This window comes from Thermomonas sp., from assembly GCF_041905325.1.
GTDB lineage: Bacteria > Pseudomonadota > Gammaproteobacteria > Xanthomonadales > Xanthomonadaceae > Thermomonas.
In genome coordinates, this window is the sequence record NZ_JAYRLK010000001.1 from 54,786 (window position 1) to 67,598 (window position 12,813).

The window sequence follows — 12,813 nt, forward strand, 5'->3', positions numbered from 1 at the left end:
GTCAGGGGACGCGCCGCGTCCCGTGGATCCCTGGGAGGGGCATACATGCGCAAGATGATTTTGGCAGCCGGGCTGGCAGCCCTGGCGTTCTCGGTGTCGGCGCAGCAGCACAGATCGCCGGTGGGCAAATGGCGGACGCTGGACGATGAGACCCACAAGCCGATGACGATTTCGGAAATCTACGAGGCGAAGAACGGCACGCTGGCCGCCAGGATCGTCGAGAACCTGGGCATGCCGGCCACCTGCTCGGGATGCAGCGGGCAGTACAAGGGCAAGCCGTTCGTGGGCATCGTCACCTTGTGGAACCTCACGCCGCAGAACGACGGCAGCTGGGGCGGCGGCAACGGCTACAAGCCGTCCGAAGACCGCAGCTTCAAGGCCAAGTCGATCCGGTTGACCGACGGCGGCAAGAAGCTGGAGGTGAAGGGTTGCGTGGCCTTCATCTGCCGCACCGCCGTGTGGGAACGGGTGAACTGAGCCCGACCGCCTTGCACCCCCTGAAACCCCGGCCCGCCCGGGGTTTCGGCGTTCTGGGGCGGCCGCGCCGCGTGCAATAATCGCCGACCCCCTTTGCACGCCTTTCGCCCATGCCCCGCTCCGCGCTCGTCACCAACGCCCTGCCCTACGCCAACGGCCCGCTGCACCTGGGGCACCTGGTCGGCTACATCCAGGCCGACATCTGGGTGCGGGCGCGGCGGATGCGCGGCGACACGGTGCACTACGTCTGCGCCGACGACACCCACGGCACGCCGATCATGCTGGCCGCCGAAAAGGCCGGCACCACGCCCGAGGCCTTCATCGCCGCGATCCAGCAGGGTCATGAGCGCGACTTCGCCGCCTTCGGCGTAGCCTTCGACCACTACGACTCCACCAATTCGGCCGCCAACCGCGCGCTGACCGAACAGATCTACGCACGGCTGGATGCCGGCGGCCACATCGCCCGCCGCAGCGTGGCGCAGTTCTATGATCCGGCCAAGGGCATGTTCCTGCCCGACCGCTACATCAAGGGCACCTGCCCCAACTGCAAGGCCATCGACCAGTACGGCGACAACTGCGAAGTGTGCGGTGCCACCTACGGGCCCACCGACCTGATCGATCCGAAGTCGGTGGTGTCCGGTGCCACGCCCGAGCTGCGCGATTCCGAGCACTATTTCTTCGAGGTTGGCCGCTTCGAAGCCTTCCTGCGGCAGTGGCTGGCCAGCGACACCATGCTGCCGGGGGTGAAGGCCAAGCTGATGGAATGGCTGGACGCCGACGGCGGCCTGCGCGCCTGGGATATCTCGCGCGACGCGCCGTATTTCGGCTTCGAAATCCCGAATGCGCCCGGCAAGTATTTCTACGTCTGGCTGGACGCGCCGATCGGCTACCTGTCCAGCTTCCGGAACCTGTGCGCGAAGACCGGCACCGACTTCGACGCCTTCCTCAAGCCCGGCAGCGACGCCGAGCTGCACCATTTCATCGGCAAGGACATCGTCAACTTCCACGGCCTGTTCTGGCCGGCGGTGCTGCACGGCAGCGGCCACCGCGCGCCCACCCGCCTGCACGTCAACGGCTACCTGACCGTGGACGGCGCGAAGATGAGCAAGTCGCGCGGCACCTTCATCATGGCGCGCACCTACCTCGACGCCGGGCTGGATCCGGAGGCGCTGCGCTATTACTTCGCGGCGAAGTCCTCGGGCGGCGTGGACGACCTCGACCTCAACCTCGCCGATTTCACCGCGCGGGTGAACAGCGACCTGGTGGGCAAGTTCGTGAATCTCGCCAGCCGTTGCGCCGGCTTCATCGACAAGCGCTTTGGCGGAAGGCTGGCGGATGCACTGCCGGATGCGGGACAGTACGCGCGCTTCGTCGATGCGCTGGCCGGCGTGCGCGAGGCCTACGAGCGCAACGATGCCGCATCCGCGATCCGGCAGACGATGGCGCTGGCGGACGAGGCCAACAAGTACATCGACGACCGCAAGCCGTGGGTCATCGCCAAGGAGCTTGATAGCGGCCGGGACGGCGCTGACGCCGAGTTGCAGAGCGTGTGCACGCAGGGGCTGAACCTGTTCCGCGTGCTGGCCGCCGCGCTGGCACCGATCCTGCCGCGCACCAGCGCACAGGCCGCCGCCTTCCTCGCCGCGCCGGTGGCCGGCTGGGCCGACCTCGATGCGCCGCTGCTGGCGCACGGCATCAACGCCTATGCGCCGCTGTTCACCCGCCTTGATCCGAAACAGATCGAGGCGATGGTGGAGGCGTCGAAGGACACGCTTGCCGCGCCCATGCCCGCGGCCGCCACGAAGAAGACGGAAACGAAGCCTGTGAAGAAGGAAGAAGCCCCCTCCCCTGCGCCGGCCGCCGACGCGAGCGGAACCATCGGCATCGACGACTTCGCCAAACTCGACCTGCGCATCGGCAAGGTGCTCGAATGCGACTTCGTCGAGGGCAGCGACAAGCTGCTGCGCTTCCTGCTGGACGCCGGCGACCTCGGCCAGCGGCAGATCTTCTCCGGCATCCGCGGCAGCTACGGCGAGCCGGAGAAGCTCGTCGGCCGCAGCGTGGTGTTCATCGCCAACTTGGCGCCGCGCAAGATGCGCTTCGGCCTCAGCGAAGGCATGATCCTGTCCGCCGGCTTCGACGGCGGCGCGCTGGCCCTGCTGGACGCCGACGCCGGCGCGCAGCCGGGCATGCCGGTGCGCTGACCGGCATCAAGCCTGCTGCTGGATTGCCGATAACCCGCCAGATCACCGAACAGGAGCCGCGCATGAAGACCGACCGGATCAAGAGCGATCACGATGCCCTGCTGGGGTATGTCGGGGGGCTGCGCGAACTCGTGCAAGCCGGCATTCCCGAAAATGCCGAGGCGATCTTCAGGGAGCTGATGAAGATCAGCGCCTCGATCAAGCTGCACCTGGCCATCGAGGACAGGACCCTGTACCCGGCGCTGATGGCCGCCGTCGACCCCCGGATCGCCGCCACCGGCAAGCGCTACCAGCAGGAAATGGGCAACCTGGCCGAGATCTACACCGGCTTCGCCACCCGCTGGAACGCCGCCTTCAAGATCAGCGAAGACCCGGACGCATTCCGCCGCGAGGCGAACGATGTGTTCAAGGCCCTGCATGCGCGCATCCAGCGCGAGGAAAGCGAACTGCTGCCGCTGGTGGAAAGTCTCTGAAGCCCAGGCACCCGCGCAGCCGGCGGGAAACATCCCGCGCATGACCGCCACCCTTGCCGATCGCCTCGACCGCATCCTGCCGCAGACCCAGTGCGGGCAGTGCGGCTTCGACGGTTGCCGGCCCTACGCCGAGGCGATGGCGCGGGGCGATGCCGGGCCGGAACGCTGCCCGCCCGGTGGCGATGCCGGCGCCCGCGCACTGGCGAAGGTGCTGGGTGTCGCGCCGATTCCCTACGACCGCAACCGCGGCGAATGCAGGCCCGGCGAAGTGGCACTGATCGTCGAGACCGACTGCATCGGCTGCACCAAATGCATCCAGGCCTGCCCGGTGGACGCCATCGTCGGTGGCCCGAAGCACATGCATACCGTGCTGGCCGATTTGTGCACCGGCTGCGCACTGTGCGTGCCGGCCTGCCCGGTGGATTGCATCGTGATGACGGCCCCCGCCGCTGCCGCTGCCTGAACCTGAATGCCGCGCAGCGTGCATTTGCCCGCAACCCGCCGGCTGGCTAACCTTCCCGATTGGCCTGCACGCTGTCGCCGGCCGCCCCCATCCGCAGGACGACACGGCACATGGCGCTGGACACCATCCGCATTCGCGGCGCACGGACGCACAACCTCAAGAACATCGACCTGGACCTGCCGCGCGACAAGTTGATCGTGATCACCGGGCTGTCCGGTTCCGGCAAGTCGTCGCTGGCGTTCGACACCATCTATGCCGAGGGGCAGCGCCGCTACGTGGAATCGCTGTCGGCGTATGCGCGGCAGTTCCTCAGCGTGATGGACAAGCCCGATATCGACCATATCGAAGGGCTGTCACCGGCGATTTCCATCGAACAGAAATCCACCAGCCACAACCCGCGCTCGACGGTCGGCACCATCACCGAGATCCACGACTACATGCGCCTGCTGTATGCGCGCGTGGGCACGCCGCGCTGCCCGGACCACCACTTCCCGCTGGAAGCGCAGACGGTCAGCCAGATGGTGGACCAGGTGCTGGCGATGGAAGCCGACGAGGCGCTGGCCGAGCAGCGCTGGATGCTGCTGGCGCCGGTGGTACGCGAGCGCAAGGGCGAGCATGCGCAGGTGTTCGACCAACTGCGTGCGCAGGGCTACGTGCGGGTGCGGGTGGACGGCGTGCTGCACGAGATCGACGCGGTGCCGGCGCTGGCACTGCGCCAGAAGCACACCATCGAGGCGGTGATCGACCGCTTCAAGCCACGCGCGGACATCCGCCAGCGCTTGGCGGAGTCGTTCGAGACTGCGCTGAAGCTGGGCGACGGCATGGCCATCGTGCAATCGATGGACGAAGCCGGCCGCGACCCGCTGCTGTTCTCCTCGCGCTACTCCTGCCCGGTGTGCGATTACGCGCTGCCGCCGCTGGAACCGCGCCTGTTCTCGTTCAACTCCCCCGCCGGCGCCTGCCCCACCTGCGACGGGCTGGGCGTGGCGCAATTCTTCGACCCCGCCAAGGTGGTCACCCACCCGGAACTGTCGCTGGCGGCGGGTGCGATGCGCGGCTGGGATCGCCGCAATGCCTATTACTTCTCGATGATCACCTCGCTGGCCAAGCACTATGGCTTCAGCGTGGACATGCCGTGGCAGGAGCTGTCGCAACCGATCCGCGACATCCTGCTCAACGGCAGCGGCGACGAGGAAATCAGCCTCACCTACGTCAGCGAGACCGGCCGCAAGGTGCAGCGCAAGCATGCGTTCGAGGGCATCCTGCCGAACCTGGAACGCCGCTACCGCGACACCGAAAGCGCGGCGGTACGCGAAGAGCTGGCCAAGTACATCAGCGAGCGCACCTGCCCGGAATGCGCCGGCGCGCGCCTGAACAAGCAGGCCCGCAACGTGTTCGTGGCCGAGCGCCCGCTGCATGACATCGCGGTGCTGCCGATCGACGCCTGCCTGGCGTTCTTCGATGGCCTGTCCCTGCCGGGCTGGCGCGGCGAGATCGCCACCAAGATCGTCAAGGAAATCCGCGAACGGCTGGGCTTTTTGGTGGACGTGGGGCTGGATTACCTCACGCTGGAGCGCAAGGCCGATTCGCTGTCCGGCGGCGAGGCGCAGCGCATCCGCCTGGCGTCGCAGATCGGCGCGGGGCTGGTGGGCGTGATGTATGTGCTCGATGAACCTTCCATCGGCCTGCACCAGCGCGACAACGAACGCCTGCTGGGCACGCTGACGCGCCTGCGCGACCTGGGCAACACCGTGCTGGTGGTGGAGCACGACGAAGACGCGATCCGGCTGGCCGACCATATCGTGGACATCGGTCCCGGTGCCGGCGTGCACGGCGGCGAGGTCGTCGCGCAGGGCAGCTTCGAAGACGTGCTGAAAGCGCCGCGCTCGCTGACCGGGCAATACCTGTCCGGGGCGAAGGAAATCGCGGTTCCCGCGCACCGCAATCCGCCCAACAAGAAAATGCTGCTCAAGCTGAAAGGCGCATCGGGCAACAATTTGAAGCACGTCGATCTGGAAATCCCGTCGGGGTTGTTCACCTGCATCACAGGGGTGTCGGGCTCGGGCAAATCCACTCTCATCAACGACACCTTGTTTGCACTGGCCGCGAACGAGATCAACGGCGCATCGCATACCCCTGCACCGTACAAGGACATCACCGGGCTGGACCTGTTCGACAAGGTGGTGGACATCGACCAGAGCCCCATCGGCCGCACCCCACGCAGCAACCCCGCCACCTATACCGGGCTGTTCACGCCGCTGCGCGAACTGTTCGCGCAAGCGCCGGAAGCGCGTGCGCGCGGCTATTCGCCGGGACGCTTCAGCTTCAACGTGCGCGGTGGTCGCTGCGAGGCCTGCCAGGGCGACGGCCTGATCAAGGTGGAGATGCATTTCCTGCCGGATGTCTACGTGCCCTGCGATGTCTGCGCCGGCAAGCGCTACAACCGCGAGACACTGGAGATCCACTACAAGGGCCACAGCATCCACGACGTGCTGGAGCTGACGGTGGAAGCGGCGCTGGCGCTGTTCGAGCCGGTGCCGACGATCGCCCGGAAACTCGAAACGCTGATGGACGTGGGCCTGAGCTACATCAAGCTGGGCCAGAGCGCGACCACGCTGTCGGGCGGCGAGGCGCAACGGGTGAAGCTGTCGAAGGAGCTCAGTCGCCGCGATACCGGGCGCACCCTCTACATCCTCGACGAGCCCACCACCGGCCTGCACTTCCACGACATCGACGCGCTGCTGGCGGTGCTGCACAAGCTGCGCGACGACGGCAACACGGTGGTGGTGATCGAGCACAACCTCGATGTCATCAAGACCGCCGACTGGGTGATTGATCTGGGCCCGGAAGGCGGCCATCGCGGTGGCGAAATCCTGGTGGCGGGCACCCCCGAAACCGTGGCCGCGCACCCGCGTTCGCATACCGGGCGCTTCCTTGCACCTTTGCTCGAAAAACATCGGGCAGGATCAAGAGCCATCGCCGGCAAGAAACCAGGCAAGCCATGACTGCAAACGAACAGATATTCCGCATCCCCATCCCGCTGCGCTGGAGCGACATGGATGGCTTCCAGCACGTCAACAACGCGCGCTACCTGACGTTCCTGGAACAGGCGCGCATCGAATGGTTCGAAACCATCGACGAGCCGTGGGTGACCGAAACCGCCGCGCCGGTGGTGGCCTCGGCCACGCTCAACTTCAAGCGCCCGATCGAATACCCGGCCCGGCTGTTCGCGGAGCTGTTCACCGAGCGGCTGGGCAACAGCAGCGTGGTGATCGGCCACCGCATCGTCGCCGAAGACGGCACGCTGCATTGCGACGGCCACGTGGTGATGGTGTGGATCGACCGCCGCAGCGGCGCATCCACCGCCTTGCCGGAGTGCGTGCGCCGCGCCGCCGCGCAACTGGCGCAAGATAGCTGACCCGCCCTCCCGGAGCACGCCATGTCACTGGTCACCACCACCGTCTACGGCCGCATCCACGAACTGCGGCTGGCCCGCCCGCCGGTCAACGCGCTGAACCCGGAACTGAGCAATGCGCTGGCCCATGCCGTGCACCATGCCGTCGCGCAGGGCGCCGGCGGCATCGTACTGGCCGGCGGCCCGAAGGTGTTTTCCGGCGGCCTGGATGTCCCGTACCTGATGTCGCTGGGCGGCGATCAGGACGCCCTGTTGCACGCCTGGACCTGCTTCTTCTCCGCCGCGCGCGCCTTGGCCTCCAGCCCGGTACCGGTGGTGGCGGCGATGGCCGGCCACGCCCCTGCCGGCGGCTGCGTGCTGGCGCTGTGCTGCGATTACCGGATCATGGCCGACGGCCCGTTCCGCATCGGCCTGAACGAAACCCAGGTCGGGCTGGTGGCACCGGAGGGCATCCAATACCTGCTGCAGCGCGTGGTGGGCGTGCACCGCGGTGAGCGCCTGCTGGTGGCCGGGGCGATGCCGGAGGCACAGGAGGCATTGCGGCTGGGGCTGGTGGACGAGCTCACCGACATCGACGAAGTGCCGGTGCGCGCCCGCGTCTGGCTGGAAGAATTGCTGCGCTTGCCGCAGATGCCGATGCGGGAAACCCGCGCCATCGCCCGTCGCGACGTGGTGGCGGCACTGGAGGACGAGCGCATCGACCTGCCCCGCTTCGTCGGCCAATGGCTGCATCCCGACACCCAGGACGCCCTGCGCGCGATGCTGGCGCGGATCGGCAAGTAAGCCTGCGCCGCACCAGCGGCTCCGCCGCCCTACAACAGCTCCAGCACTTTCTCCGGCGGCCGGCACAGGCGCACGCCCTTGGGAGTGAACACGAACGGGCGATTGATCAAGATGGGCGTGGCCACCATCGCCTGCAACAAGGCCGCATCGGACAGCGACGGGTCCGCCAGGCCTTGCTGCGCATAGTCCGGTTCCTTGTCGCGGAGGGCCTCGCGCACGGACAAACCGGCATCGGCGATGGCCCGGCCCAGCTGCTCCACGCTGGGCGGCTGCTGGATGTAGTCGACGATGACCGGCTCGATGCCCGCTTCGCGCAGCAATGCCAGCGCCCCGCGCGAGTTGCTGCACGTGGGGCGATGCCAAAGGGTGACGGACATGCTCAAGAATCCCCGCGGGCGATCGGCCGCGCGGGGTCGGCGATCCAGCCGCTCCACGAACCGGTGAACAATTTCGCGCCGCGCAGCCCGGCGCGTTCCATCGCCAGCAGGTTGTGGCAGGCGGTGACGCCGGAGCCGCACATCGCCACCACGTCGGCAGCTGCATGCGTGCCCAGCAGCTCGCGGAACTCCGCGGCCAGCTGCATCGGCGATTTGAACTGCCCGTTCACCAGATTGGCGGCATACGGGCGATTGATCGCACCGGGGACGTGCCCCGCCACCCGATCCAACGGCTCTTCGTCGCCACGGAAGCGCGCCGGTGCGCGCGCATCGACCAGCAGCCCGCCGGCCGCGAGATGTGCTTCCACCGCCGCCGCATCGAACAGACGGGTGGCATCGAAATGGCCCACATAGCGCTGTGGCGCCGGGTTGCGCACCACCGACGAAGCCGGCAAGCCCAACGCCGTCCAGCGCAGCAGGCCGCCATCCAGCACGGCCGCCTTCTCGTGGCCCAGCGTCTTCAGCAGGAACCACAGCCGCGCCGCCATCGCGCCGTCGTCGCCGTCGTAAACCACCACCTGGGTGCCGGGCGCGATGCCCCAACGTCCCAGCTTGTTGCAGAACACGGCGGCATCCGGCCACGGGTGACGCCCCTGCCCCAACCGCGACATGTCGGACAGATCGCGCTCCAGATGCGCGTAGACGGCACCGGGGATATGCGACTGCCGCCAGCTTTGCTCACCCAGCGAGGGATCCAGCAGCGAAAACCGGCAATCCACGATCACCACGTCGGGGCGCTCCAGCGCCATCGCCAGGATGTCGGGTTGCACCAAAGTCGTCCATCCGGCCATCACACCCTCCCATGGTTTGCAGTTGCCAGCCGTTGCCGCAGGTTGAACAGGATCGAGGCGGTGGCCCCCCAGATTCTTTGCGGTGTGTAGCGGTATTGGAACACGCATCGCGTTTTCCCGCCAAACTGGATCACGGTTTGTTCCAGCTGCGCCGGATCCAGCAGCAACGACAGCGGTACTTCGAAAATGTCGGCCACCTCGCCCGGGGCCGGGCTTGGCACATAGTCCGGTGCCACCAGTGCCAGCACCGGCTGCACGCGAAAGCCGGTGATGGTGGCCAACGGGTCCAGATAGCCCAGGGGCTGCACCTGCGCAGGCACCAGGCCAACCTCTTCCACCGCCTCACGCACCGCCGCAGCCGCCGGGTTGGGGTCTTCCGGCTCGATCCGGCCCCCCGGGAAGCTCACCTGCCCGGCGTGGTGGCGCAGGTCGTCGGTACGGCGGGTCAGCAACACGCTGGCACCCGCCGGGTGCGGCACCACGCCCACCAGCACCGCGGCGGCCCGCATCGCGGCGACATCCACGCACCCCTCCAGCTCGGCCAGATTCCAGGGTGCGGCCACCGGCGGCAGCTCCAGGGCATGCGCCGCCGCCCGCAACCACGTCGCCAGCCCGTCAGCCTGCATCGGCACGCCCCCGCAACGCCGCGCGTGCCGGCAGCACCTGCTCCATGAACTGGCGGCGGGTGGCGGCGTCCAACGCCCTCCAGGCCGCGATCTCGTCGCCACTGCGATGACAGCCCAGGCACAGCCCCGCCGCATCCAGCGTGCAAACGCCGGTGCAAGGGCTGGGTACGTCGCGGCAAGACGGGGGCACGATCATCACGGCATCACCTGAAACGCGATGCGCCGGCAGGGCCGGCGCATCGTGGGTCCATCTCATCCGTGCACAGGCACGGATGGTGTATTACTTCACCGCACCAAGCTCGATCTGCATCGCCACCGCCTGCTGCGCGAACTGCTCGTTCTGGCCACCGCCCAGGCCCTTGCCCGGCGGAATCACCACTTCCCAGACCGAGCCTTGCTGCATCAGCGGCAGGGTTTCCTTCAACGCCGGGATCGGCGCCTCGCCCGCCTTGAACGCCGGCGGCGTCTGCACGCCGCTCAGCGGCACGCCCACGGCGGCCAGGAAGCTGCGGAAGGCAATCTGCACTTCGCTGGTGGCAGTGGCCTTGGCACCGGTGCCGGCCTTGGCCACGCGGTACATGATGCCGCTGGGCAGGGTAATCACACCTTGCTGGGTCTTGTACTTGGCCACGAAGTCCGCCGACTGCGCCTGGTTGTCGGCCAGCGCCTTGCGGAAGGCTTCCTGTGCCTTCTGCTCCATGCGCTGCTGGAAGCCGGCATAGGCCGTGCCCAGTTGCTGCTCGGTGTAGGCCGGCTGCTTCTTGGCGAAGGCATCCTGCACGCCGCGCACCACGGTGGCGATGTCGATGGGTTCGCCGGAGTTGGCAAGTTCCTGGCCCAGCTGCCAGCCGAAGGCGTAGCTGACGTGGGTCTTGTCGACTGCCGGGGCGGCAGCGGTCGGCGCAGCCGCCGGCCTTGCCGCAGGCGCTGCCGGCTTGTTCTGGGCCGAAGCGATGCCGGCGGTCAGGGTCAGGGCCGCCATGCTGGCAGCGATCGCACGCAACTTCATCCACAACCTCATTCGTTGATGGGGCCGCCGGGCGGCCCGCGGAAAAACCGGCGTTGTTGCCGGGAAAATGGCCTGCGGGGGTCGAACCCCGTCGGCAGGACGGGCTAGGATACTGGCCACGATCCACGACCGCCACCACAGCCCCTCCCTGCGACACGGGATGGCGTGGCAAGTTCCCTGCCCCCTCGAAACTCCTTTCCGGACCCACCATGACCGCCCCCCTGCTGCAGATCGACACCGCCCACGGCGTCCGCACCATCCGCATCAACCGCCCGGACAAACTCAACGCGCTCAATGCCGCCACCCTGGACGCGCTGGATGCCGCCTTCGCCGACGCCGATGCCGACGCCGCGGTACGCGCGGTGGTGCTGACCGGCGCCGGCCCGAAGGCATTCGTGGCCGGTGCCGACATCGCCGAAATGAACGGCCTCACGCCGGTGCAGGGTCGCGACTTCTCGTTGCGCGGCACCCGCATGATGCGTCGCGTGGAGAAGCTGTCGAAGCCGGTGATCGCGATGGTCAATGGCTTCGCCCTCGGCGGCGGGCTGGAACTGGCGATGTGCTGCCACCTGCGCATCGCCGCCGATACCGCCAAGGTCGGCCAGCCGGAAATCAACCTCGGCCTGATCCCGGGCTTCGGCGGCAGCCAGCGCCTGCTGCGCCTGTGCGGCCGCGCGGCGACGCTGGAGCTGTGCCTGACCGGCGCGCCGATCACTGCCGAACGCGCGCTGCAACTGGGCATCGTCAACCGCGTCGTCCCCGCCGCCGAACTGGAAGCGGAAACGATGAAGCTGGCCGCGCAGCTGGCCAGTGCCGCGCCGCTGGCGCTGCGCGGGATGCTGGACTGCGTGAACATCGGCGGCGAATGCGGCATCGAGGAAGGCCTGGAATACGAGTCCGCGCAATTCGGGCTGATGTTCGCCACCGAGGACATGCGCGAGGGGACTTCCGCGTTCCTCGAAAAGCGCAAGCCGGCATTTGCCGGGAAATGAGCCCCCGCCATTCCCGCCCCGCGCGGGCATGACGAGCCCCCCATGCAGCCGCCCTGTCCGATGTGTACCTGCACGCTGGAGCACCCGGCCCACGCCCTGCTGGCGGCGCTGCGCGATGACGACCTCGACGCCGCGCTGACGCTGGGCCTGCTCGAAGCGCAGCCGTGCCCGTGCTGCGTTCCGGAATGCAACCGCCTGCTGGCCGCAGCCCGCGACGCCCGCCGCCTGGCGCTGGCCGCGCGGCAGCGGCATCACGCCCGTGCCGCACGGCTGGCGCGCATCAAGGCCGAACGCGAGGCCGCCCGCCACCCGGCGCCGGCACCTGCGTCCGCCCCGACGGCGCAGCAGGCCACGCCGGCACTGCCCACGGCAGCGGCCGACGCATTGGCGCGCGCACTGGCGAAAGCCAAGGCACGCCACGCATGAGCTCGACGCCGAAACCGCGCGCGGCGCACGGCAGCAAGCTCACGCCCGCTGCAATCACCGCGCTGTTCACCCGCCTGCGCGATGCCAATCCGCATCCAACCACCGAACTCGACTACACCACGCCATTCGAGCTGCTGGTCGCGGTGGTGCTGTCGGCGCAGGCCACCGACGTCGGCGTCAACAAGGCCACCCGCAAGCTCTACCCCGTGGCCAACACGCCCGCGGCGATCCTGGCGCTGGGCGAGGACGGGTTGAAGGGCTACATCAACACGATCGGCCTGTTCAACGCGAAGGCGGCCAACGTCATCGCGCTGTGCCGGCTGCTGCTGGAGCAGCACGATGGCGAGGTGCCACGCACCCGCGAGGCGCTGGAAGCGCTGCCCGGCGTGGGCCGCAAGACCGCCAACGTGGTGCTGAACACCGCCTTCGGCGAACCCACCATCGCGGTGGACACGCACATCTTCCGCGTCTCCAACCGCACCGGGCTGGCGCCCGGCAAGGACGTGCGCACGGTCGAGGACAAGCTGGTCCGGCTGGTACCGGCGGAGTTCGCGCGCGATGCCCACCACTGGCTGATCCTGCACGGCCGCTACACCTGCAAGGCGCGCAAGCCGGACTGCCTGCACTGCCCGATCCACGACCTGTGCCGCTGGCCCGAGAAGGGCCCGTCGAGCTGGGCCAACTGAACCTGCACACATGAAAAAGCGGCGGACCGAA

General features: G+C 68.2%; 13 protein-coding genes and 1 pseudogene. 10 read left to right on the forward strand and 4 right to left on the reverse strand.

What is annotated here, in order from left to right; genetic code table 11:
* Positions 1 to 45: 45 nt before the first annotated feature.
* From ACE3OK_RS00195 to ACE3OK_RS00225, 7 genes are all read left to right on the forward strand, one after another.
* Positions 46 to 477, forward strand: a complete 432-nt coding sequence (locus tag ACE3OK_RS00195; protein ID WP_374247493.1) for a DUF2147 domain-containing protein — start codon at positions 46 to 48, stop codon at positions 475 to 477.
* A 110-nt stretch (positions 478 to 587) separates the two neighbouring features.
* Positions 588 to 2,681 carry a methionine--tRNA ligase gene (metG, locus tag ACE3OK_RS00200; RefSeq protein ID WP_374247494.1) on the forward strand — a complete coding sequence of 698 codons (2,094 nt, stop codon included), beginning with the start codon at positions 588 to 590 and terminating at the stop codon, positions 2,679 to 2,681.
* A gap of 62 nt (positions 2,682 to 2,743) precedes the next feature.
* Positions 2,744 to 3,154: a hemerythrin domain-containing protein gene (locus ACE3OK_RS00205; protein ID WP_374247495.1), complete on the forward strand. Its 411-nt coding sequence runs from the start codon at positions 2,744 to 2,746 to the stop codon at positions 3,152 to 3,154.
* Positions 3,155 to 3,194: 40 nt separating this feature from the next.
* Positions 3,195 to 3,617, forward strand: coding sequence for an Rnf electron transport complex subunit RnfB (gene rnfB, locus ACE3OK_RS00210; RefSeq protein ID WP_374247496.1), 423 nt, complete (start codon positions 3,195 to 3,197; stop codon positions 3,615 to 3,617).
* A 110-nt stretch (positions 3,618 to 3,727) separates the two neighbouring features.
* The gene (gene uvrA / locus ACE3OK_RS00215; RefSeq protein ID WP_374247497.1) at positions 3,728 to 6,622 is read left to right on the forward strand and encodes an excinuclease ABC subunit UvrA; all 2,895 of its coding nucleotides are present in this window, start codon (positions 3,728 to 3,730) and stop codon (positions 6,620 to 6,622) included.
* Entirely contained in the window at positions 6,619 to 7,035 is a 417-nt protein-coding gene (locus tag ACE3OK_RS00220) for an acyl-CoA thioesterase (RefSeq protein ID WP_374247498.1), read from the forward strand. The genes uvrA and ACE3OK_RS00220 overlap by 4 nt, the downstream gene beginning before the upstream one ends.
* Positions 7,036 to 7,056: 21 nt before the next feature.
* On the forward strand, positions 7,057 to 7,815 hold the full coding sequence (locus ACE3OK_RS00225; RefSeq protein ID WP_374247499.1) for an enoyl-CoA hydratase/isomerase family protein: 759 nt from the start codon (positions 7,057 to 7,059) through the stop codon (positions 7,813 to 7,815).
* A gap of 29 nt (positions 7,816 to 7,844) precedes the next feature.
* On the opposite strand, the gene arsC is transcribed toward ACE3OK_RS00225, so the two are convergent.
* From arsC to ACE3OK_RS00245, 4 genes and pseudogenes are all read right to left on the reverse strand, one after another.
* Positions 7,845 to 8,192, reverse strand: a complete 348-nt coding sequence (gene arsC / locus ACE3OK_RS00230; protein WP_374247500.1) for an arsenate reductase (glutaredoxin) — start codon at positions 8,190 to 8,192, stop codon at positions 7,845 to 7,847.
* Between the two features lie 2 nt (positions 8,193 to 8,194).
* Positions 8,195 to 9,043 carry a sulfurtransferase gene (locus ACE3OK_RS00235; RefSeq protein WP_374247501.1) on the reverse strand — a complete coding sequence of 283 codons (849 nt, stop codon included), beginning with the start codon at positions 9,041 to 9,043 and terminating at the stop codon, positions 8,195 to 8,197.
* Positions 9,043 to 9,865: pseudogene (locus ACE3OK_RS00240) on the reverse strand (CoA pyrophosphatase). The gene ACE3OK_RS00235 and the pseudogene ACE3OK_RS00240 overlap by 1 nt, the downstream one beginning before the upstream one ends.
* An 84-nt stretch (positions 9,866 to 9,949) precedes the next feature.
* On the reverse strand, positions 9,950 to 10,678 hold the full coding sequence (locus tag ACE3OK_RS00245) for an FKBP-type peptidyl-prolyl cis-trans isomerase N-terminal domain-containing protein (RefSeq protein WP_374247502.1): 729 nt from the start codon (positions 10,676 to 10,678) through the stop codon (positions 9,950 to 9,952).
* Positions 10,679 to 10,887: 209 nt separating this feature from the next.
* Here ACE3OK_RS00245 and ACE3OK_RS00250 point away from each other — a divergent pair, with 209 nt between their 5' ends.
* The 3 genes from ACE3OK_RS00250 to nth are packed head-to-tail and all read left to right on the forward strand — an operon-like array spanning position 10,888 to position 12,782.
* Positions 10,888 to 11,670 carry an enoyl-CoA hydratase/isomerase family protein gene (locus ACE3OK_RS00250; RefSeq protein ID WP_374247503.1) on the forward strand — a complete coding sequence of 261 codons (783 nt, stop codon included), beginning with the start codon at positions 10,888 to 10,890 and terminating at the stop codon, positions 11,668 to 11,670.
* A gap of 42 nt (positions 11,671 to 11,712) precedes the next feature.
* On the forward strand, positions 11,713 to 12,096 hold the full coding sequence (locus ACE3OK_RS00255; RefSeq protein ID WP_374247504.1) for a hypothetical protein: 384 nt from the start codon (positions 11,713 to 11,715) through the stop codon (positions 12,094 to 12,096).
* A complete protein-coding gene (gene nth / locus ACE3OK_RS00260) occupies positions 12,093 to 12,782 on the forward strand; it encodes an endonuclease III (RefSeq protein WP_374247505.1) in 690 nt (229 codons plus the stop codon). The genes ACE3OK_RS00255 and nth overlap by 4 nt, the downstream gene beginning before the upstream one ends.
* Positions 12,783 to 12,813: the final 31 nt, after the last annotated feature.

Coding starts and splice junctions, on each gene's coding strand:
- ACE3OK_RS00195 (WP_374247493.1), top strand. CDS start 46: ATGCGCAAGATGATTTTGGCAGCCGGGCTGGCAGCCCTGGCGTTCTCG.
- metG (WP_374247494.1), top strand. CDS start 588: ATGCCCCGCTCCGCGCTCGTCACCAACGCCCTGCCCTACGCCAACGGC.
- ACE3OK_RS00205 (WP_374247495.1), top strand. CDS start 2,744: ATGAAGACCGACCGGATCAAGAGCGATCACGATGCCCTGCTGGGGTAT.
- rnfB (WP_374247496.1), top strand. CDS start 3,195: ATGACCGCCACCCTTGCCGATCGCCTCGACCGCATCCTGCCGCAGACC.
- uvrA (WP_374247497.1), top strand. CDS start 3,728: ATGGCGCTGGACACCATCCGCATTCGCGGCGCACGGACGCACAACCTC.
- ACE3OK_RS00220 (WP_374247498.1), top strand. CDS start 6,619: ATGACTGCAAACGAACAGATATTCCGCATCCCCATCCCGCTGCGCTGG.
- ACE3OK_RS00225 (WP_374247499.1), top strand. CDS start 7,057: ATGTCACTGGTCACCACCACCGTCTACGGCCGCATCCACGAACTGCGG.
- arsC (WP_374247500.1), bottom strand. CDS start 8,192: ATGTCCGTCACCCTTTGGCATCGCCCCACGTGCAGCAACTCGCGCGGG.
- ACE3OK_RS00235 (WP_374247501.1), bottom strand. CDS start 9,043: ATGGCCGGATGGACGACTTTGGTGCAACCCGACATCCTGGCGATGGCG.
- ACE3OK_RS00245 (WP_374247502.1), bottom strand. CDS start 10,678: ATGAAGTTGCGTGCGATCGCTGCCAGCATGGCGGCCCTGACCCTGACC.
- ACE3OK_RS00250 (WP_374247503.1), top strand. CDS start 10,888: ATGACCGCCCCCCTGCTGCAGATCGACACCGCCCACGGCGTCCGCACC.
- ACE3OK_RS00255 (WP_374247504.1), top strand. CDS start 11,713: ATGCAGCCGCCCTGTCCGATGTGTACCTGCACGCTGGAGCACCCGGCC.
- nth (WP_374247505.1), top strand. CDS start 12,093: ATGAGCTCGACGCCGAAACCGCGCGCGGCGCACGGCAGCAAGCTCACG.